A 22,097-nucleotide genomic window follows, 5' to 3' on the forward strand; every position below is an offset into this window, starting at 1 on the left:
TAGCAAAATAAAGATCAGTTAAGGTTTCCAGATTTCAAGTTGATATTTTTCGTCGATTCCCAAATTATCATGAATAAAAGGAACATAATAACTTTTTGATTGATCTTTTTTTGTGCCAATAAGAACGCCTAAGACATTATCATCCTCATTAAAAATGAGGCTGCCTGATTCCCCTGGGATGGAAAATGGTTTTCCTCCCAGAGGTTTTATTTCTGTTAATCCTGTAAAAGGAAATTTTTTACCGGAGTGGCTAAAAATAATCTCTTCGTCTATGAACAATGTTGATATTTCTCCCTTTTTTATCGATCCGTCATTTTTTACCATATAAACGGTTTCACCTTCAACTCCTTGTTCAATAGAAGGAGGATATACTTTAGTTCCGGGTAATTTCCACCAGGGTTTTACTTCGGGCAAAACTTTAAACAAGGCAATATCAAGGTAATTCTTTTTATAATTGAGTTTGATCCAATATTGAAGCGTTCCTATTTGAACTTCAGAACCTGCCTTAAAAATTGGATCTCCAACAGAACAATTATTGAGGTCGGCAATTACATGATTATTCGATATTGCAAAAACATCTTTTCCACCAAAGGTGAAAAAACCTCCCAATGTGCCTGCTTCAACAGCTCCTTGTCTGCAAATTTGCATACTATTGTAAATCATCGTTATCATTCTGGTACTTTGTTTGAAGTATATAGATTAAGAAAAGTGACATCAACAGCAATAAATAAACCTACCCTGAAAGCGTTAGATTGAAATTCATTGCCTGACTGATTGATAGTTCTTAGCGATGGTGTATAATTTGCGCTTGCTCCAATGACTAATGATGAGTTCGTAAAATGTCTCATAATGGCAATTCCCGGCGAAAGCATCTGCTTGAAAGTAACATTTGGAGCAGATTCTTCATCAGAGTCATTGGCTGTTATTCTGTAATTTAAAGCCGCACCAAGATCAACAATTTGGAAAAAAATGTTTGTACTGATAAACTTTTTTTCATTGAGATTTTTTTTGTTCTCATCCAATTTTTTAGCGCGCTTTTTCCCAAAGCTTAAATCAATTCCTATTGGCAAATAAACAGCAGGTGTAAAAGCCCAACTGCTTACTTTTGGTTGGTCTGTTTGAGGCGTACCATCTGGATTTTCTTTAAATTTGTAAATTCTTTCGGCACCAGCTAATACGCCTGGGAAAGCGCTTAGTGATATATTAAAATTATGTGTGTTTTTTAACTTGTATAAATTTCTGGGTATTAATTCGTCCAATGCAGCTTTTACCTGTTCTGAGTCTTTAGCATTGATGATATTGACCATAAAACTGCCATATATTTGTAGGTTGCTTAATAAGGTTTCCTGCTGTTTATTAATATCAATCATCCTGATTATTCCTGCAGTACCGTCTACTACAGCGCCATAACGTCTGTTTGCAATACCTTCTCCAATTTCGGATAGAGCAGAGTAGTACTGTTTTATTTTAGCGTGAGTGTCTTTTATTGTTTGCGCAACAGTGGCATCTTTTATAACGAGTGGAATATAACTTATGACTTGATCCGTAAGTTGAAAACTTAGTTCGAAAAGCTTTCTGCTCTCTTCAAAATTTAATTCGTTTGCCTGCACATTTGCTACATTATTCACTGCTTTTTGGTAAGTAATTACGGTATTAAGGGTTTGTCGATATAAGGTAGAAAACTTGTTGGTATTTGGATCTAATAAAAGCTGAGCAAGTAATTCATCACTTCTGCCACTAGAAACATAATTTATTCCGTCTAAATTTCTAATGCAAAGCAGTTTTACAAAAATTTTCCACGAAGCAAGATCCATTCGGTTTATATCCTCCAGATTAGTCGATACATAAGTATCATTATTATTCATAGTACCACCAGCTTTTAGAAGAATATCTGATAATACTGTCAATCTCTTAAACACTTCATATTTAGGAGTAGTTTCAGCGACATAGCCGGCACTCATATCGCTAAGAATATTTACAAGATGTTTTTTGAGATAAAGATCATAAACCAATTTGCTTCCACCAGTAATTGTAGCTTTTACTTCAGATTTTGAAGGTTCGCTTACGTTTACTCTAGTTAGAAGAGCATCTATGAATTCTTCATTTTGTAGTTTTACAGGGAAATTGCGAAGATCTTCCTGAAACGCAGCTTTCCATTTATCTCCGTATTGAGCAAGATTCAGACTTTCGGTTGTATTAAAAGCATTTAAAACTCCCAGCGTTTGCGGAAGAAGTTCTCTGGTTATTTCATCATCTTTTAATGTATTATACCATTTTGAAAGATATACTTCGACCATTTGTTCTTTTGCACGGCTGATGGTAAAATCGACAATACCATATATTATTTCTGATTCCGAAAAAGCGAAATTGGTTTTTGCTCCTGAGGCATTCATATCAGCCAAATTTGAAACGTCTTCTAAATACTCAAATTGCTTTGGGCATGTAGAAGCTATCTTTAGTAATTCATTGGGATCATCTGTATTTGCAATAAAGAGAATATACTTAAGTTCATTTTCCATTGCGCTTTTCTCGAATTCATTCTCTTCGTTTGTGCTTTCTTCGGTGTCTTTTTTATCGCTTTCCGCTGGTTGATCGTCGCCACCAGGCTCTGGCTGAGAATTAGTTTTTTTAGTTTTTTTCGTTTTTGAACTGGATTTAACTATTTTTTCAAGAGTACTTTTATTACCAAGAAGTGCGCTAAAAGCGGTTTTATCGTTACTAGTTAATGGCTCAGGAATACCTTCGTTGTTAACTTTGAATTTTATTTTATTATGCTTAAGTGCTATTTTTGCAGCAACAATTTTAATGAGATTTGCTTCAGTTATATAGTTGTCTTGCGCATAGAGGCTACAATTTATAGATAAGAATAGCGTAAATAGGAGGATTGTAAATTTGTTCATGTTGGTTAAGTTTTTGGGGTTGGTATAAAATTATCCTGGTTGTTCAGAAGCTCCGGGAGTAGGTGCTTTTCCATCATTGGTAACGGATTCTGTAGTATTTGAGGGAATAGATTTTTTGATAAAACCTTCGATAAAATCGGTTCCGGCATAACCTATCCCGATAAGGGTCATTACGGTTTCTTTTGGATTGTTACCAAAAAGAGTAGCCTTAAAATCCCATAAGGAAGCCACTCCAACCACACCTGCGACAAAACCAATAATGAGACTAATAACAAATCTGCTTGTGTCAAACATTTCAGAAGGCGCTATATTTTCTTTAGAAGCTACGTCATATAGCTTTTTATAACCAACCAGAAATCTTAGCATTTGGCCTACAAGACCTAAGAGTCCTCCAATTAGTAGATTAAGAATAATTTCAGATGATTCCATAATTATATGCTAATGTTAGTTTGTATTATTTGAAAGGATTGAATTTTCTGAGTAAGAAATTTGTCAATTGTAATTTTATTATAATGAGGCGTGTAGATAATCTTCGTGCTTAATTTTAATAAATGAAGATCCTTATTTATGCATCGAAAGTATTCAATAAAGATAAATATTTTGTAGGTAAAAATACCTGTTTTTGTTATTTTGTAATTCTTAGTTGCTTCACTGATAAATAGATCGACCTTAAATTTGTCAGATTTGATGCACGTAAAACTTTTTAAACACGACAAATCACATTTAAACTCAACTCAGGAAATAGGCAGTAATTTATTCTGGTGAGAATAAACTTGCAGCTTTTGTTTAGACGTACTTCTCTCTTTTATTTTAAGTGATTTATTTCTAAAAAAAGAACATTTTTCTTTTGATAGATTAAAATAAATATTGTTCATTTGCGCTTTAATTTAGAATCAGTTTAAATAAGAATAATACGATGAAAATACCATTACCCCAAATTTCCTCCTTTATCGCTGGGAAAAACCAAAGAAAAAGACAAAAAGCAAATTATAATTTCACAATACTTATCCTGATATTCTCTCTTTTGAATGTTGGATTTATTCAGGCTCAAACAGCAACAAGCGGACAAATTTCGGGAAGCGTTATTACTAATGATGGTAATGCCAGTCAGGGAGTTGTAGTGAAATTGATCGAAATAAATAAGAGCGCCGTAACAAATGCATCCGGCAATTATGAGTTCAAAAAAGTACCTTTTGGTAAATATACTCTTGAAGTTACCATGACAGGATATGCCTCATCTACTGAAACTGCCGAGGTCACAGAACAAGCTCCATTGACGGTTGTAGACATACGAGTAAATTCATCTGTTGAGAATCTTGAAGATGTTGTGATTCGTACCGGAGGAAATCGTTTTGCAAAAAAAGAAAGTTTTGATGTTGCAAAAATGCCTTTGAAAAACATTGAAAACTCTCAGGTTTATATCGTAGTAAGCAAGGAATTAATGAAGGAACAAGTAATTACAGATTACAATAGTGCTTTTAAAAACGTTCCCGGAGCCGGTATTGCCGAAGTAAGAAATCAAGGTCGTACAACTTCAATGTCTCGTGGTTTTCCAACTCCACAAGTTGTTAGAAACGGTGTTGGTAGTTTTACTTACACAACAATTGATCCTTCAAATTTGGAGCGTATTGAGGTTATCAAAGGTCCATCTGCAACACTTTTTGGAAGTACATTATCCTCTTTTGGAGGTTTATTTAACCGTGTTACCAAAAAACCTTTTGACAGTTTTAAAGGCGAAATCTCCTATTCGGCAGCAAGTTGGGATTTAAATCGATTCACAGCAGATATTAATGCGCCGCTTAATGCAGATAAAACAGCTTTGTTAAGAGTAAATACGGCTTTTCATAGCGAAAGAAGTTTTCAGGATGCAGGATTCAATAAGAACTTTTCTATTGCTCCAAGTTTCTCTTATGAAATCAACGATAGATTAACGCTTTTAATTGATGCCGAATTTAGTTTATACAAAGCAACTTCGCCAACAAGACTTGCCCCATTTGCTGGCAAAGGAGCAGCAACTAGTATTGAGGACCTTGATATTCCATATAAATTATCATTTGCAAACAATACCATTAATTACACGAGCCAGCAATACAATGTTTTTGCTCAGTTAAAATATAAAATGTCTGACGAATGGACTTCTCAAACTATTTTGTCCAGAACAAGATCTTCATCTGATGGTTATGTAGTGGCGTTGCAAATGACTTCTCCAACTGCATTAAGACAGCAAGTTACATATCAGGAATCGCCTTTTTACGGAACAGATATTCAGCAGAATTTCATTGGAGTTTTTAATATCGGAAAACTTAAAAACAGAGTGGTAGCGGGTGTAGATTATTATAGTTTGCGTGCAACACGTAATGATGCAATTGTTAATATGCCTTCAATGGATTATAAAAAACCAGGCGATGCTTATAACAATTTTAATGTAGACAAGGTGGCGCCAATGTTTGCTACTGCTAAATTCAACAATTATGTATCAAACGATGAAGTTACCTATAGCGCTTATGTTTCGGACGTTTTAAATGTAACCGACAGATTATTAGCAATGGGTGGTATTCGTGTTGATAAATACGAAAATAAAGGAGTTTATTATCCAAGTAAAGATTCTCTCGTAGGGAATTATAACCAAACAGCTTTCTCTCCAAAATTTGGACTAGTGTATCAGATTATGAAAGAAAAAATTGCTGTATTTGGTAATTATATGAACGGTTTCAGCAACGTTTCAGGTTCCGATTTTAACGGTAATACTTTCAAACCAAACCAAGCAAATCAATGGGAGGGAGGTTTTAAATTTGATCTTAACAAAATATCAGCAACATTGAGTTATTATGATATTCAAGTGACAAACATAACTCGTGATGATCCGGATCATGCTAACTTCTCAATTCAGGATGGAACTCAGGTGAGTAAAGGTTTTGAAGCAGAGTTAATTGCCAACCCAATTTCCGGATTAAATATTGTCGCAGGTTATACTTATAATGACAGTAAATACGAAAAGAGTAATGCAAGTGTTCAAGGTTTAAGACCATCAACGGCAGGATCACCAACAACGGCAAACTTATGGGCAAGTTATAGAGTTACAACAGGTAGTGCACAAGGATTAGGAGTTGGTTTTGGAGGAATTTACGGAAGTGAATATCATCAGACAAATACGGCAACTTTCAAATTTTCGATTCCGTCTTATACCGTATTAGATGCTTCACTTTTTTACGATCAGCCAAAGTATAGACTTGGTTTAAAAGTAGACAATATAACCAACGAAAAATATTGGTCTTACAGACTTGCAGCTCAAAATCCAACTCGTATTACAGCAAATGTTACGTTTAAATTCTAAGTTTATTTTTGAGTAAATAGCTTTAAAATTCATAAAGAAGGGCATTTCATTTGTAATGAAATGCCCTTCTTTTTTCTTTCTTCTTGCTTCTGTTTTTTTTAAACTCCACTATGAAAAATAGCCGGAAACTTATCCTGATTTGCAAAAACTAATTTGGTTAACTCATAATTAGTTTCAGAATCCAAAAGTGTATTTTCAATTTCTTTTACATCAGATAGCATAACCGTTTTTCCGAGCTTTTTTTGATGTTTGCGAAAAGTAGTTCGGTTAAATCCATAAAGAATTCCGTTTTCGATTATTGAAAATGGGAAGTCATCTCTCATTTCCATTTTATCGATATCAAAATTTCTCAATTCATAACGCTGAATACTGAAAACGGAATCATAATATTCTCCCGGAACAATAAAATCGATATACATTTTGATAAAACTTTCAATCGTAAAATGGGTAACTAATGGATTAAAACTTTGGATTTCGATAAAATGTTCGTCCGAAATTTTCTCAAGCGTATAAGCCGTGATTTGATCCGATTTTACATCTTCACCAATCAAATGTTTTGGTCGGTCAATAACTCTTAATTTGCCGTTCCATTTGCAATATTCCTTCACTTCCTCAGAATCTGTATTGATGACAATACTTTCAAACTGATCGAATTTCAGTAATTTTTCGATCATATATTGATACATTGGTTTTCCATTAAATGGAAGAAAATTTCTATTTGGTAAATAGTGTGGAAATTCTTTTTGTATTGGTAAAAGTGCAGTAAGATGGAAATTGCTCATAACGTCTTTAATAAGAGAATTAAAAATGGCGATCATTTTGTGACGCTAATTTATAAAGATAGTATGAACTGGTTTTAGGTAGAAATACTTGAATTGTGTTTTTACCATATAAGTGCTATATTTTCTTGAATGCTTTGGTTACAATTTCTAAATCTGTTGTACCTCTAAAACCACTAAAACCAACAGAAAGCTGCGTCCCGTCATTAAGTATAATAGGTTGTCCGCCGTGCCAGCCAATAAGATCCGGAGCTTCAATTCCGTTAGCGTTTTCATCTACAATTTTATTGAAAACTAATCTCTCATAATCTCCGGTTTTAACTCCTGTAAGCCAAACCTGACTCGCTTTTGTCCAGGCAATTTTATACGATTGTCTTTTCCGCGCTTTATCATTTCCATACATTTGACCATAAACGGTACCTTCTTCGTCGATAATGCAAATTGCAACGTTGCCGTTTGAGATTGCTTTATCTTCTTCTATTTTCATGTAATTGGGAATCAGATCTTCAATTGCTGATAATGCTAAGGCTATTCTTAAATGGAGAACTTGATCTTTCATGGATTGTATATTTATAGGGTGTTTAATTTTCAAAGATCAAATATTAAATTACCTAATTTCTTAAACTAGATCAAGAAATAATAAAATAATATAAATCATGCGAATCAGTAGCAAATCAAAGATTTAAAAAAAATGTGCCATTAGGCATAAATGATCGGTGGAAGAAATATCAATTGAAATATATTTAGCGTGCCGTAGGTACGCAACAAAACGTTAATCATGCGTACCTACGGCACGCCAACGAATTACGAACACATTTTTTTTCTACCGGCCTTTAGTACCTAACGGCACTGGTTTTGGATTGTGATTTTTTGTATGTAATCTGTGCGGAGGCCTACTGCTGTGCGTCTCTACGGATATTTGTTGTCTATAAATTAATATTGCGTTTTTGCGAAAATTTGTTGTCTACATATTAATTGTATTAAAAATAAACACAACAAACACCTTAAACAAATACATCTTATATTTACGACTTGTTACCAAAAACAATCCTACTAAACCAGTTTTAAAGATGTTTGAAAAAATACATGATTATCTTTCCAGATTTGCCCGACTATCAGCGCAAGAGATTAAAATTTTTGAAAACAGTCTCGAATTGAGAAAAATCCCTAAGAAAACAATTCTGTTGCACGCCGGCGAAATCTGCAATTTTGAAGCTTATATAAATAAAGGCTGCATTCGGGAATATTTTGTTGATCGTGACGGAATCGAACTCACCTTGCAATTTGCAACCGAAGATTGGTGGGTAAGTGATATCACCAGTTTTGAAGATCAGGTGCCGAGTGATATGTATATTGAAACACTGGAAGATTGTGAATTGTTGGTTTTAACTCGTCAAGCGAAAGAAAATCTGATCAATGAAGTTCCACAATTAGAAAGAATGTTTCGATTAATGATTCAAAGACATTTATCGAAATTGCAGAAACGTTTGTTTAAAACCGTTTCTTCGACTGCGATGGAACAATATGTAGAATTTCTGGATCGTTATCCGGCATTATCTCAGCGGGTTTCACAACAATATATAGCTTCTTATTTGGGAATCACACCAGAGTTTTTAAGTAGATTAAGAGCAAAACATTTAAAGAACGGATAGGTTAGAATAGGGGAGAAAGATTAAAGAATATAGATTAAAGAATATAGATTAAAGAAGAAAGATTAAAGAAGATAGATTAAAGAAGAAAGAATATAGAATATAGAATATTGGGGGAGTTTTAAAGCTCCTTTTTTATGTTTGGGAATTTGGTGAATTTTTCTCGCAGTCCCGATAGCTATCGGGAGCAGATTGAGCAGATTTTATTTTGTAATCATTTTAATTCTTTTTCCCTATGGTTATCGGGAGTGGCTGAAAAAAAACAAATCACTCATTTATTTGTTTAGTAAATTTTAGAGATTACTTTAGTACTATTTATTGTCAAATTGACTATTTCACAAAATAGTGTAATTTTATTTGTTTTTAATATCGTCTGATTTTCTGATGTTTAGGATTGTTTTTATGCGAACTATCGAACATTTTTTTTGGAAGTTCTTGTGGAATTAATTTTAATTTGTATTATTGTAGTATAGAATAGTATAATAACCAAAACTTTATTTAATGAAACAGCATCTTTTCCTAATAAAAAACTTGTGTTTGTCCGTTTTATTTATGGTCATTTTTTGCAATTCGGCGAAAGCCCAGAATAGCATTAAGATGACTTTTGGTAAAAGCGGAATTATTACTTATGATGTTAAAGAAAAAACAATTGCAGTAAGCCAATCCGGAAAAAATATTTTTTCGGGAGCAAAAGCTTCGGTTGTTGTAAATGGTAAAACAATTTCGGTTACGGATTATTCGGCGGCTGTTTTATCAAAAGAAGCGATTAATGATAATTTAGGAAAAGGTTTAAAATACATGCTTACATATAAAGATAAAAATAATCCAACGTTAATCCAAAGTTTTCTAACTTATAATAATAAGGACTATTTTATAACTCAAATTGAAATTTTAGGAAACGGAAAACAAATCGCAACCAATTATATTTCGCCTTTAGATTTAGGAAAAGTTGGTTTTGATAAAATAGAAAATCTGCAAACTGTTTTTGTTCCTTATGATAATGACGCTTTTATAAGTTACAATTCAAAAAAATTAGATACCATTTCTCAAAACACAAGTGCAGAAGTTGGAATCCTTTTTAATAATACTTCCCGAAATGGTTTTATAATAGGTTCTCTTGAACATACTGTTTGGAAAAGTGCTGTAAAAACTAGCAATAGTAACAAACAACCGTTATTTTCGGCTTGGGCTGGATATTCAGAAAAAGAAGTAACACGCGATAGTATTGCGCATGGTCTTGTAAAAGGAGATAAGGTTTTGTCTCCGAAATTCTTTGTTGGATATTACTCAGATTGGAGAAATGGAATGGAAGAATATGCCAAAACAAATCGTGTTGTAGAAAAGCCTTTTGTTTTTAATTGGGACAAACCAACTCCCGTTGGCTGGAACAGTTGGGGAGTTTTGATGGAGAAAATCAATTATGATAATACTACGAAAGTGGCTGATTTCTTTGCCAATTCAGTTCCGCAATTTCGTGTTGGAAATACCGCTTTTATAGATCTCGATTCTTTTTGGGATAATATGGTCAAAGGTGGTTTTACGGGAGATTTTAGCAAATTAAAAGAATTCGCCGATTATTGCAAAAGTAAAGGTCTTGAGCCGGGCGCTTATTGGGCGCCATTTACAGATTGGGGATGGAAAGATGGTCCAAATCGTAAAGCTGAAGGTAGTGATTACACTTTTGGTGAAATGTGGACAAAAACCGGAAATACTTATTTTGATTTTGACGGTGCTCGTGCCATCGATCCTACACATCCCGGAACACTTAAACGTGTTGATTATGTGATTAATAAACTAAAAGCGTGTGGTTTTAAAATGATTAAAATCGACTTTTTAGGTCACGCTGCCGCGGAATCTTCTTCGTTTTATGACAAAAATGTTACGACGGGAATGCAGGCTTACAAAGTTGGAATGGAACATTTAGTGAATGCACTTGACGGACAAATGTTGATTTATGCGGCGATTTCTCCAAATATGGCAACATCACGTTACGCGCATGTTCGTCGTATTGCGTGTGATGCCTGGAAAACAATAGAACAAACTCAATATACTTTAAATAGTGTCAATTATGGTTGGTGGCAAACGTATGCTTACAATTATATAGATGCAGATCATGTGGTTTTTGCCGATGTTACAGAAGGGGAAAATCGCGCAAGATTAATTTCGGCAGTAATTACCGGAACATTGATTACGGGTGACGATTACGGCAAAGACGGAATCTGGAGCAAACGTGCAAAAGAATGGCTTCAGAACAAAGAATTGCTTCAAATTGTTGCTCATGGAGTTGCTTTTCGTCCAGTAGAAGGAAATACAGGGAAATTTACGACCGAAGTTTTCGAACAAAAAATAGGAAACGAGTGGTATATAGCTGTTTTGAACTACGGAAACAGACCTAAAAATTATGCACTTCCGCTAGAAAGATTAGGCATAAAAAATGGAAATTATAAAGCACAGGATCTTTTTACTACTGAAAATATTAAGGTAAAAAATAGTTTAAATATAAGTCTTGGTTCCAAAGATGCTCGTTTGTTTAAAATAATAAATCGTTAATAGAAATGCGTATGAAAAAACATTTTTTTAAGAAAGTATTTATGTTATTGACGCTGTTTATTCTATCGTCAAATAGCGTTAATGCTACGGTATTATTGCCTTCTTTCTTTACCGATAATATGGTTTTGCAGCAAAAAAGTGCAGTTCCGTTTTGGGGAGAAAGCGACGGAAAATCGATAGAAATAACAACATCGTGGGATAAAAAAACATACAAAACCACTGTCATAAATGGCAAATGGAATGTGGTTTTAAAAACTCCCGTTTATGGAGGACCTTTTACGATTACGATAAACGATGGAGCGACTAAAACGCTTAATAATATTTTAATTGGTGAAGTTTGGTTGTGTTCCGGACAAAGTAATATGGAAATGCCTCTTGAAGGTTGGGGAAAAATCAATAATTATAAGGAAGAAATAGAAAACGCTAATTATCCTCAAATACGATTATTGCAGGCAGAACATATAGAAAGTACTTTACCATTAAATACCTTAAAAGTTCAACACGACAGATGGAATGTTTGCAGTCCAAAATCAGTTGCTGATTTTAGTGCAACGGCATATTTTTTTGCCAGAAAAATTTATAATGAAAAGAAGATTCCAATAGGATTAATTCATTCTTCATGGGGAGGAACATTAGTTGAAGCCTGGACAAGTTCTGGAGCGTTAACTACAATTCATGATTTTGACGCTCAAATTCAGGCAATGAAATCAGAAACTGATAGAGATGCATTATTGCAAAAATATAATGCTGATTTGACAGTTTGGGAAAAGAATCTTGCTAATACAGATAAAGGAATGCAGGATGAAAAAGCAATTTGGGCAACACCCAATTTTGATGATTCTTCGTGGAAAACCATGAAATTACCATCGTTTTTTGATAGTAACGGATTAGGCAGTTTTGATGGAGTAGTTTGGTTTAGAAAAAAGTTTACAATTACGGATAATAGTGTAGACTTTAGTCTAAGTTATTTTGCAGATGATGACGATATGATCTGGATTAATGGTAATTATATCGGTGAAACCAAAGGTTATAATGTAGAACGTCATTATACAATTCCTGTAAAATATCTGAAAAAAGGAGAAAATACAGTTACAATCAGAGTTTTTGACGGTGCAGGAAACGGTGGTGTTTATGGTGATGAAAACTTCTCTTTGAAATCAGGAAAAGAAACTATTTCATTAGCCGGAAATTGGAAATATAGTATTGGTGTTGACAGTAAAGATTTGCCTGTGAAACCGTATTTGGCACAAGGACAAAACAGACCAAGTGCAATTTATAATGCGATGATTGCACCATTGTTAGATTATAAAATAAAAGGGGTTATCTGGTATCAGGGCGAAAGCAATGCCGAAAGAGCGGATCAATATCAAACTTTATTTCCGTTGCTGATAAACGATTGGAGAACTAAGTTTAAAGATAAAAAATTACCGTTTTTCTTTGTTCAATTGGCAAATTATAAAGAACAAAAACAACAACCTGCAGAATCTGATTGGGCAGAGTTGCGTGAAGCACAATTCATGGCTTTGAAATTACCAAATACCGGAATGGCGGTGACAACAGATATTGGAAACGGGGAAGATATTCACCCAAAAAACAAACAAGATGTTGGGGGGCGATTGGCAAATATAGCTTTGGCAAAAGTTTATAATACTAAAATTGACTATTCGGGACCGCTTTATAAATCCAATTCTATAAAAGAAAATGTGGTTATAATAAGTTTTGATTTCAATGAAAATATCAAAGCCAAAAACAGCGAGTTAAAAGGATTTTCGATTGCTGGAGCTGATAAAAAGTTTTATTGGGCAATGGCAAAAATAGTAAATGGCAAAGTTGAAGTTTACGCACAAGATGTTCCAAATCCGGTTGCAGTTCGCTACAATTGGGCTGATAATCCTGACGGAAATTTAACAAACGCATCAGGTTTACCAGCATCATCTTTTAGAACAGATAATTGGGCGGGAATTACACAAGGAAAGAAATAAGAAAATAACATATAATAAAATGAAAAAACAATTTACATCATTAAGGCAGTCTTTTACGATCGCATTTTTTATTCTGACGAGTTATTGCAGCACAATAACGGCGCAACAAATTATCTCGGTAAAAACAAAAAGTAATGCACTTGTTTTGCAGGTAACTCCGGGGAAAGAATTGAACACCATTTATTTAGGAGAGAAATTGGCAAACGATTTTGAGTATGTAAAAGTTCAAGGTCAGTTTCGTCAGGGAACAGATTATTCAGGGATTTACAACGCAGCTTATACGCCATCAGGATCTAAAAATTTACTGGAACCTGCAATTGCCGTAACGCATGCTGACGGAAATACTTCACTAGATTTATTGTATGTAACGCATAAAACATCCACGATAAGTACAGGAATTTCTCAAACTGAAATCACGCTTAAAGATCCTGTATATCCGGTTGAAGTTCACATGTTTATCCAAGCGTATTATGACACTGATGTTATCGAACAATGGACAACAATTCAGCATAGCGAAAAATCAAATATTACGTTGAACAAATACGCTTCGGCAAATTTATATTTGAAAGGATACAGCAATTTTTATCTAAACCAATATCATGGTGATTGGGCAAAAGAAATGCAGCCTGAGGAAACAAAATTAACGCACGGAATTAAAGTTTTAGATACTAAATTAGGCTCTCGTGCCAATTTATTTCAACCTTCAGTATTTATGGTTTCTCTGGACAAACCGGCAACTGAAGACGAAGGAAAAGTTTTGTTTGCAGGTTTGGAGTGGTCAGGAAATTTCAGAACAGATTTAGAATTAGATCCGTTGAATAATCTTCGTGTTATTTCGGGTATTAACAATGCTGCGGCAAATTATTCTTTGCCTAAAAATGAAGTATTTACAACGCCTAAATTTTGGTACACATTATCCTCAAAAGGAAAAGGAAATGCAAGCCGTAATTTGCACGATTGGTCCAGAAATTACAAAATATTAGACGGAAAAGGAAGTCGTATGACCTTGCTAAACAACTGGGAAGCGACTTATTTTAATTTTGACGAAAACAAACTAAAAGTGCTTATCGCCGATAGTAAAAAACTGGGTGTAGATATGTTTTTATTGGATGATGGATGGTTCGGAAATAATTATCCTCGTAACAACGACGATGCGGCTCTTGGAGATTGGGATGTCAATAAAAAGAAGTTACCAAACGGAATTGGAACTTTAGTGAAAACGGCAAAAGACAATCAGGTAAAATTCGGAATCTGGATTGAGCCTGAAATGGTAAATCCTGCGAGTGATTTGTATAAAAAACATCCGGAATGGATTGTAAAACAACCGGGAAGAGCGGAACATTATTTCCGTAATCAATTGGTTTTGGATTTATCAAACCCAAAAGTTCAGGATTTTGTTTACGGAGTTGTAGACAATCTTTTTACTGAAAATCCGGAATTGGCTTATATCAAATGGGATTGTAATGCAGTGATTTACAACGCTTATTCTTCTAATTTAAAAGACAAACAGAATAATTTTTATACAGATTATGTAAACGGACTTTACAAAGTTCTGGAACGTATTCGTGTAAAATATCCAAAAGTACCAATGATGCTTTGCTCTGGCGGTGGCGGTAGAGTAGATTATGCCGCATTGAAATATTTTACAGAATTCTGGCCAAGTGATAATACAGATCCGTTAGAACGTGTATATATGCAATGGGAATACTCGTATTTTTATCCTGCTTTGACAATTGCAGCGCACGTTACAGATTGGGGAAAACAGCCTATTAAATACCGTACTGATGTTGCCATGATGGGTAGATTAGGTTTTGATATAGTGGTTAAAGATCTAAACGAGAAAGACTTGGCTTATGCACAACAAGCGATAAAAAACTATGGCGCTTTGAGTACTACAATCTGGCAAGGAGATCAATATCGTCTGCAAAATCCTTGGGGTAACGATGCAGCTTCTGTGATGTTTGTGAATAAAAATGGTAACGAAGCGGTAGTTTTTAGCTATTTGGTAAATTCTAGATATGAAGCAGGAACACATCTTCCTATAAAATTAAAAGGATTGCAAGCGGGACAAAACTATAAAGTAGAAGAAATCAACATTTATCCGGATAAAAAAGCTGCGGTAGAAACCGTAACATACTCTGGCGATTTTTTAATGCAGGTTGGAATTAACCCAAATGTAAATTCTTCGAATACCAGTGTTGTTTTAAAAATTACTAAGGCCTAAACTAAATCTCGAACATTAGTATATATTTGTAATATATTTCTAATTAAATACCTATTATAACGTTTTATGAAGCAAATTATTCAACAGATAAAAAATCTTGAATCTATAAATTCCTTCTCTAAACATGAGCAATTGGTTCAGGGAATAATTAATGCCATTGATGAAAAGGTAGTCACAAAAGGTGATTTACTTCCATCGGTAAATACTTTTATAAGCGAATTAGGTTTTGCCAGAGAAACAATTGCCAAGGCATATAAAGAACTTGTACACAGAGGAATCATCGAATCTAAAAATCGATTGGGCTATTTTGTGGCAACAAATGATGTTAAACAAGAGCTAAAAGTAGCTTTACTAATATTTGCATTTGATATTTTTCAGGAAACATTTTATGAAAATTTCAGAAAAGGTCTTGGAAAAAATGTTCAGTTGGATATCTTTTTTCATCATAATAATTTTGATACATTCGAAAGTATTGTTCAAAATATGAAGGGAAAATACGGAATGTTTGTTATCGCTCCGATTCCAAATGCAAAAACTCCGGCAGTTTTGAAACAATTGCCAACCAACAGAGTTTTGCTTGTAGATCGTTACATAGAAACTGATGAAGATTACAATTATGTTGCACAAGAGTTTGGCGATTCGTCATACAATGCTTTTGTACAGCTAAAAGATAAGATTAAGAAGTACGACGAGATCATTTTCTTCTTTAAACCATCGTCTGCTGAACCCGATGAAATTTTAAATTCGTTTAAAAGATTCATGAAAGATTATAATATCAAAGGTGTAATTAAAGAAGAATACGTTTCAGGATCTCTTGAAAAAGGAAAAGTATATTTCACGATTCACAACCTTGAACTTTGGGAAATGCTGAAAGATTCTAAAGTAAAAGGTCTAAAAATTGGTACAGATATTGGGTTTATTTCGCATAATGATGATATCGTAAAGGAAATCATTTTTGACGGAGTTACCACATTCTCTACAGATTTCTCTGAAATGGGAAAAAAAGCAGCGAATTTTGTCTTGAATCGTAAGAAGATTCAGGAGATTATTCCAACAGTTCTTGTGGATCGAAATTCGCTATAATTTATGAGTGTATTGTCCATTGTTAGTTTTTTACTAATTACAGGTCTTATTGCTTTTATTTCAGCAATAAAAACACGTAAAAAAAAGGTACAAACCACAGATGGACTTTTTTTTGCAGATCACAACAATAACTTTTTCATAGTAGGAGGAGCATTGTTGTTAAGCAATATAAGTGCGAATCAATTTATAGGCGAAAACGAATCTATTTATACCAATAACATGAGCGTTATAGCGTGGGGCGTGAGTTCCGTGCTGGCAATGTTATTGGTTGCAGAGTATTTTTTGCCTATTTATTTTCGTACCGGAGCGATGACAATTCCGGATTATTTAGGAAAACGCTACGATCAATCGACCAAAAGATTGGTTTCAATTGTATTTCTATGCAGTTATATTGTTAATTTACTTCCCGCAGTTTTATACGGTGGCGCGGTTGCCCTTACGGGAATGTTCAACTTTTTATTGCCTTTACAATTAACCTATTGGCAAAACATCTGGATTATGGTTTGGGTGATAGGCTTAACAGGTTGCGCTTATTCTGTACTTGGAGGTTTGCGAGCGATCTCAATAAGTGACACTATTTTAAGTATCGGATTATTGACTATTGGTATTGCTTTCCCTTATTTCGGATTCAAATTTCTAGGTCATGGCGATTGGTCACAAGGTTTGCATATTATGCTTTCGCAGAATAAAGAACATTTAAACGCTATTGGAGGACCAAAAGATGAAATACCGCTGAGTACTATTTTTACGGGAATGTTTATCATGAACCTGTACTATTGGGGAATGGAGCAGTTTATTGTACAGCAGGCACTTTCGGCAAAAAGTCTTTCGCACAGTCAAAAAGGAATGGGATTGGCTTGTTTAGGAAAATTGCTATGTCCTTTTATTATCAATATTCCCGGATTGATTGGAGTTCATTTGTATAAAAACCTTGAAAATACTGCCGAAGTTTTCCCTCTTGTTGTAAAAGATACCTTGCCGGGAATTATGATTGGGCTTACTGCTGCCGTAGTTCTGGGCGCGGCAATCAGTACTTTTAATGCAGGCTTAAATAGCAGCAGCACATTGTTTGTGCTTAACCTTTACAAGCCTTGGTTAGAAAAAAGAAATAAGGAAGTTACAGAGAAACAATTGGTTTATACAGGACGTAAATTCGAAATTATTATTTCGGCTTTAGCTATGTTTTCTGCTCCGTTTATCATGTTTAGCAAAGCAGGTTTTTATACGTATTTGCAACAGCTTGGTGGAATGTTTTGCTTGCCGATTTTTACGATTATTCTGGTTGGTTTTGTTTCCAAAAAAGTTCCGCCACAGGCCGCTAAAATCGGAATGGTATTCTTTATTTTAAGTTATATAATCTTTAATTATATTCTGCAAATTGAGTTGCATTACCTGCACATGTTGGCGTTATTATTTGTTTTTACAACAATATGCATGTTGGTGGCTTCCAGGTTTTATCCCAATTATAACTATACCGAAATCAAACTTGAATCTGTTGAATTATCGCCTTGGAAAAACCGTTATTGGTATTTTGCTGCACTGTTGATAGGTATGGTTGGTATCTTTGTTTTATTCTCGAAATGGGGGATAGCTTAGTCTAAGGTTCTGAGGCACTGAGGTTCTGAGGTTCAAAGGGACAAAGGGACAAAGGTTTTAATTTTTTTTGAGGAAGGTTCAAAGATTCTGAGGTTCAGAGGAACAAAGGTTTTAACGTAGAGGCGCACTTTTGCACGTCTTTTTTTATTTTGTTTTTTTGTTTTCCATATAATAGACCTGACAGGTTTTTAAAACAAGTCAGGTCTAACGTACGATAAAACGTGTATGAAGAATTAGATTTTTAATGTAGAGACGCATAGCAGTGTGTCTTTTTTTCTTTCAAATAATTATCGATTTTGATTGCGATGGACGGATTGATCCCGAAGCCTCGGGACATCCCTGCAATATTCGTTGTTCCTTCGGAACTCTTTATAAAATCCCGAAGGAATGATTTATTTTGTAGCAAGGGATTTCAATCCCTTGAAACGCAAAGTAACCACAATCTTGCCATTTCGACATAGGAGAAATCACACTAGAAACTCTGTCACTAAAATCTCCAATCTTTGTCGAGTTATGCGTGTGATTTCTCCTCTGTCGAAATGATTAAAAAGTCCTCAAAAGATTTATTAAGAATGATTTGACTAATAATTTTTTCGTTTATTTCTATTTTTTTCTTTTTTATTTCGAACTGCTTAAAAATAAATTCTGTACAATAAAAATCCCTATATCGTACTTATTTTCCCTTTTTTAGGGCACATGTGCTTTATTTTTGTCTGAGATTTCTTGATTTTTTCTTCACTTTTTTTCTCTTATTCTTTTTAAATATTATTATTTATATAAATGCCGAAATAAATCCCGCAAAAAAATAACAAATTCTTAAAACATAATTTGGATGTTATGAAAATATTTGTATGTTTGTAGTGTTGTAGTATAGTATAGTATAAGTCAATTCGTTTTCTCGTATTTAAGTGCTCAATATAAAAAAAAACTAACTCAATAATTTTATTAACTAAAAACCAAATCATTATGAGAATTGCAATAAGATACTTATGCTTCTTAGTAGTTATGATGTCCGCCGGTACACTTTATTCCCAAACCATCACCGGTAAAGTTACAGATAATGAAAATTTGCCATTGCCAGGAGCTACAGTTATTGTAAAAGGTACTCAAACCTCTACTGTAACAGATATTGATGGTAGTTACAAACTATCAAATGTTAAAACTGGATCAACTTTAGAATTTAGTTTCATCGGATTTAATACGCTAAGTATTGCGGCAAATAAGTCGGTTGTAAATGCTTCTTTAAAACCAAGCTCTCAGGAATTAAATGAAGTTGTAATAGTTGGAGCTACAATGAAAAAAGGTGATTTAACGGGGGCTGTAAGTAGTGTTTCCGGTGATAAGCTTAGAGAGGTTCCTACGCCAAATGTAGTACAGGCATTACAAGGGCGTGCCTCAGGTGTATATGTACAACAAAGTGCTGTACCCGGTCAAACAGGTTCAATAAGAATTAGGGGAAATAATTCTCTAAACTTTGGCGGTAATCCAATATTCGTAATAGATGGGTTGGTTACTGATAGCAATTTTGAAAACATTAACCCTAACGATATTGCAAGTATGGAAGTTCTTAAAGATGCTTCTGCTACTGCACTATATGGTTCAAGAGCTGCTAATGGAGTAATAGTAATTACTACAAAAAAAGGTTCAAGATCAGGAGAAGCAAAAATACAGTATGATACATGGACAGGTGTATCTGAATTTGCAAGGACTATACCGTTGATGAATGGTCAACAATTATTTGATCTAAGAGTTGATGCTTATGCGAATCGTTATATGGATGAGAATCCCGGGGCTGATCGTGCTGCTTATGTTAATCAAATTAAGTCAGATGGTTCGACCGTATTTGCACCTTATGAATTGGAATCTTACAGAACGGGCAAAAGTTACAATTGGCTGGATCAGGTAACGCGTTCAGGTTTTCAAACGAATCATAATTTAAGTTTTAGCGGAGGAGGAGAAAAGGGAACTTATTTTGTAAGTTTCAATTATGTTGACCAGGAAGGACTTCTTAAAAACTCTGATTTTAAAAGATATAATGGAAAAATTAACCTTACGCAGGATTTAAAATCATGGCTGCAGTTTGGTACCAATACTACTTTTTCAAGAAGCAAGACCAATTATCAGGAGGGTAGTGCCTTTGGTGTGGCACTGGGAGCAAATCCACTATTGCCTATAGATTCTAAGGCTACTTATCTTCGATATGGTGAAGTATTTGACCAGAATCTTTATAATCCGATAAAAAGTCTTGATATCATAAATTCAAGTACACGTAATAGACTTACAAGTAGTAATTTTTTAAGTCTAAAACCAGTAAAGGGACTTGATATCAGAACGACACTTTCTGTAGATGTTACAGATCAGGCAAATTTTGATTATGTGCCAAGTACTACAGGACAGTCACTTAGAAATTCTATGGATGGGGAAGCGCATCATTATAGATATTCACAATTGAATTATCAGTGGGATAATACCGTAAGTTATAGTAAAGTTTTTGCTGCAAAACATGACATAAATCTTATGGGAGGATTTTCTGTAATGAGTAATTCAGCTAATACCACTGAGGTTAGAGCTCGTGGATTTGTTAGTGATGATTTGACCTATATGGCATTATCAGGTGCCTATCAAAAGGATAATACGCAGTTAAAGTCGGATTTTACAGATTATTCAAACCAATCGTATTTCGCAAGAGCTAACTATACTTTTGATGGTAAATATAATATTACAGGGACAATAAGAAGAGATGGTTCTTCTAAATTTGGTCCTAATAACAAATGGGGGAACTTTCCTTCAATAGCAGGAAGTTGGGATATTGCTAAAGAAAATTTCCTTTCAGGATTTGAAAAATTAAATCAACTTAAGTTTCGTGTAGGTTATGGTATAGTGGGTAATCAAAATGTAGATGCTTACAGGTATTTTGCATTATATAATGCTCAAGTTAGTAATAATTCAGGGACTTACGTGTCTGACAACTATATTGATAATTTTGATTTAAGATGGGAAAAACAAAAACAATTTAATATTGGACTAGATACTGGTTTCTTTCATAACAGACTGACTGCAGGTGCTAATTATTTTCATATAAATAATGACGATCTGTTAATGCTGCGTAATATGCCGGTTTCATCAGGATATAAATATAAGCTGGATAATATTGGTTCTACAACTAATGAGGGTATAGAATTAGAACTTAGTGGTGACATTATTAAAAACAAAGATTTTAAATGGAATGTTTCTGCCAACATATCATCGGCAAAAAATAAGGTTACAAAACTTTATGGAGATGCCACAGAGATATACAACTTGGGTGGTTATAGTAACAATGAGATCCAGCGTACCGGGAACTTTTTCTTAGGCCAATCGGTAAACACTGTTTATGTGTTTCAATATGATGGTATTGCACAGCAGGGAGAAAACCTTAGTGGAGTAAATTATGGAAGTAGAACTGTTCAGGCTGGAGACATTAAAATTAAAGACCGCAATGGCGATGGTGTAATAAACGATAAAGACAGGTATGTGGTTGGCGATTTGAATCCTGATTATTATGGCGGTTTTTCTACAGATCTTAATTATAAAGGTTTTGCATTAAATGCAGTCTTTTCGTATTCAATAGGAGGTAAGAGACCAAGTTCAACCTACGAAAGCTATATGAATTCAGGAGGGATGAGTGCAGCACATACAGACCTTTTGGATCGTTGGACTCCTACTAATACCAATACAGATGTACCAAGAGCCTATTATGGAGGAGGAAGATATACTTTGGGTGAGACAGATAAAGCAATACAAGATGCTTCATTCTTAAGATTAAATGCACTTACATTATCGTATACATTACAAGACAAAGTTGCAGAAAGTGTTTTTCTTAAAAATGTAAGGTTTTATGTAACGGGATCGAATCTATTTATTGTAACTAAATATAAAGGATATGATCCAGAGGGAGGAGATTCTTATCCTATATCCAGAATGATAGTTATGGGATTAAATGTATCTCTTTAATCAAATT

General features: G+C 34.2%; 13 protein-coding genes. 8 read left to right on the plus strand and 5 right to left on the minus strand.

What is annotated here, in order from left to right; genetic code table 11:
• Positions 1-18: 18 nt before the first annotated feature.
• From CHB81_RS09910 to CHB81_RS09920, 3 genes are read right to left on the minus strand one after another with little or no spacing between them, the layout of a single operon-like run.
• Positions 19-672 carry a trypsin-like peptidase domain-containing protein gene (locus CHB81_RS09910; RefSeq protein ID WP_089351739.1) on the minus strand — a complete coding sequence of 218 codons (654 nt, stop codon included), beginning with the start codon at positions 670-672 and terminating at the stop codon, positions 19-21.
• The gene (locus CHB81_RS09915) at positions 669-2,900 is read right to left on the minus strand and encodes a hypothetical protein (RefSeq protein WP_089351740.1); all 2,232 of its coding nucleotides are present in this window, start codon (positions 2,898-2,900) and stop codon (positions 669-671) included. The genes CHB81_RS09910 and CHB81_RS09915 overlap by 4 nt, the downstream gene beginning before the upstream one ends.
• A gap of 30 nt (positions 2,901-2,930) precedes the next feature.
• Positions 2,931-3,329 (minus strand): hypothetical protein, encoded by a 399-nt coding sequence (locus CHB81_RS09920; protein ID WP_089351741.1) that lies wholly within the window; start codon positions 3,327-3,329, stop codon positions 2,931-2,933.
• Positions 3,330-3,816: 487 nt separating this feature from the next.
• On the opposite strand from CHB81_RS09920, the gene CHB81_RS09925 reads away from it, so the two are divergent.
• A complete protein-coding gene (locus tag CHB81_RS09925; RefSeq protein ID WP_089351742.1) occupies positions 3,817-6,234 on the plus strand; it encodes a TonB-dependent receptor in 2,418 nt (805 codons plus the stop codon).
• Positions 6,235-6,332: 98 nt separating this feature from the next.
• Here CHB81_RS09925 and CHB81_RS09930 read toward each other — a convergent pair whose 3' ends face one another.
• Positions 6,333-7,016, minus strand: a complete 684-nt coding sequence (locus CHB81_RS09930) for a hypothetical protein (protein WP_176427513.1) — start codon at positions 7,014-7,016, stop codon at positions 6,333-6,335.
• Positions 7,017-7,131: 115 nt separating this feature from the next.
• Positions 7,132-7,572 (minus strand): heme-binding protein, encoded by a 441-nt coding sequence (locus CHB81_RS09935; RefSeq protein WP_089351744.1) that lies wholly within the window; start codon positions 7,570-7,572, stop codon positions 7,132-7,134.
• Positions 7,573-8,083: 511 nt separating this feature from the next.
• On the opposite strand from CHB81_RS09935, the gene CHB81_RS09940 reads away from it, so the two are divergent.
• From CHB81_RS09940 to CHB81_RS09970, 7 genes are all read left to right on the plus strand, one after another.
• Positions 8,084-8,665 carry a Crp/Fnr family transcriptional regulator gene (locus CHB81_RS09940; RefSeq protein ID WP_089351745.1) on the plus strand — a complete coding sequence of 194 codons (582 nt, stop codon included), beginning with the start codon at positions 8,084-8,086 and terminating at the stop codon, positions 8,663-8,665.
• 594 nt (positions 8,666-9,259) lie between these two features.
• Positions 9,260-11,212 carry an alpha-galactosidase gene (locus tag CHB81_RS09945; protein WP_254921043.1) on the plus strand — a complete coding sequence of 651 codons (1,953 nt, stop codon included), beginning with the start codon at positions 9,260-9,262 and terminating at the stop codon, positions 11,210-11,212.
• A gap of 11 nt (positions 11,213-11,223) precedes the next feature.
• Complete coding sequence (locus CHB81_RS09950) at positions 11,224-13,194, plus strand: sialate O-acetylesterase (protein WP_089351747.1); 1,971 nt, start codon at positions 11,224-11,226, stop codon at positions 13,192-13,194.
• A 19-nt stretch (positions 13,195-13,213) separates the two neighbouring features.
• Positions 13,214-15,418 carry an alpha-galactosidase gene (locus tag CHB81_RS09955; RefSeq protein ID WP_089351748.1) on the plus strand — a complete coding sequence of 735 codons (2,205 nt, stop codon included), beginning with the start codon at positions 13,214-13,216 and terminating at the stop codon, positions 15,416-15,418.
• A gap of 66 nt (positions 15,419-15,484) precedes the next feature.
• The gene (locus CHB81_RS09960; protein ID WP_089351749.1) at positions 15,485-16,501 is read left to right on the plus strand and encodes a GntR family transcriptional regulator; all 1,017 of its coding nucleotides are present in this window, start codon (positions 15,485-15,487) and stop codon (positions 16,499-16,501) included.
• 3 nt (positions 16,502-16,504) lie between these two features.
• Positions 16,505-18,097: a solute:sodium symporter family transporter gene (locus CHB81_RS09965; RefSeq protein ID WP_089351750.1), complete on the plus strand. Its 1,593-nt coding sequence runs from the start codon at positions 16,505-16,507 to the stop codon at positions 18,095-18,097.
• A 966-nt stretch (positions 18,098-19,063) separates the two neighbouring features.
• Entirely contained in the window at positions 19,064-22,090 is a 3,027-nt protein-coding gene (locus tag CHB81_RS09970; protein ID WP_089351751.1) for a TonB-dependent receptor, read from the plus strand.
• Positions 22,091-22,097 lie beyond the last annotated feature (7 nt).

The organism is Flavobacterium sp. ov086 (assembly GCF_900187965.1).
Classification (GTDB): domain Bacteria; phylum Bacteroidota; class Bacteroidia; order Flavobacteriales; family Flavobacteriaceae; genus Flavobacterium.

Excerpts from the sequence above, each read along its gene's own strand:
- CHB81_RS09910 (WP_089351739.1), bottom strand. The coding sequence starts at position 672 with ATGATAACGATGATTTACAATAGTATGCAAATTTGCAGACAAGGAGCT.
- CHB81_RS09915 (WP_089351740.1), bottom strand. The coding sequence starts at position 2,900 with ATGAACAAATTTACAATCCTCCTATTTACGCTATTCTTATCTATAAAT.
- CHB81_RS09920 (WP_089351741.1), bottom strand. The coding sequence starts at position 3,329 with ATGGAATCATCTGAAATTATTCTTAATCTACTAATTGGAGGACTCTTA.
- CHB81_RS09925 (WP_089351742.1), top strand. The coding sequence starts at position 3,817 with ATGAAAATACCATTACCCCAAATTTCCTCCTTTATCGCTGGGAAAAAC.
- CHB81_RS09930 (WP_176427513.1), bottom strand. The coding sequence starts at position 7,016 with ATGAGCAATTTCCATCTTACTGCACTTTTACCAATACAAAAAGAATTT.
- CHB81_RS09935 (WP_089351744.1), bottom strand. The coding sequence starts at position 7,572 with ATGAAAGATCAAGTTCTCCATTTAAGAATAGCCTTAGCATTATCAGCA.
- CHB81_RS09940 (WP_089351745.1), top strand. The coding sequence starts at position 8,084 with ATGTTTGAAAAAATACATGATTATCTTTCCAGATTTGCCCGACTATCA.
- CHB81_RS09945 (WP_254921043.1), top strand. The coding sequence starts at position 9,260 with ATGACTTTTGGTAAAAGCGGAATTATTACTTATGATGTTAAAGAAAAA.
- CHB81_RS09950 (WP_089351747.1), top strand. The coding sequence starts at position 11,224 with ATGAAAAAACATTTTTTTAAGAAAGTATTTATGTTATTGACGCTGTTT.
- CHB81_RS09955 (WP_089351748.1), top strand. The coding sequence starts at position 13,214 with ATGAAAAAACAATTTACATCATTAAGGCAGTCTTTTACGATCGCATTT.
- CHB81_RS09960 (WP_089351749.1), top strand. The coding sequence starts at position 15,485 with ATGAAGCAAATTATTCAACAGATAAAAAATCTTGAATCTATAAATTCC.
- CHB81_RS09965 (WP_089351750.1), top strand. The coding sequence starts at position 16,505 with ATGAGTGTATTGTCCATTGTTAGTTTTTTACTAATTACAGGTCTTATT.
- CHB81_RS09970 (WP_089351751.1), top strand. The coding sequence starts at position 19,064 with ATGAGAATTGCAATAAGATACTTATGCTTCTTAGTAGTTATGATGTCC.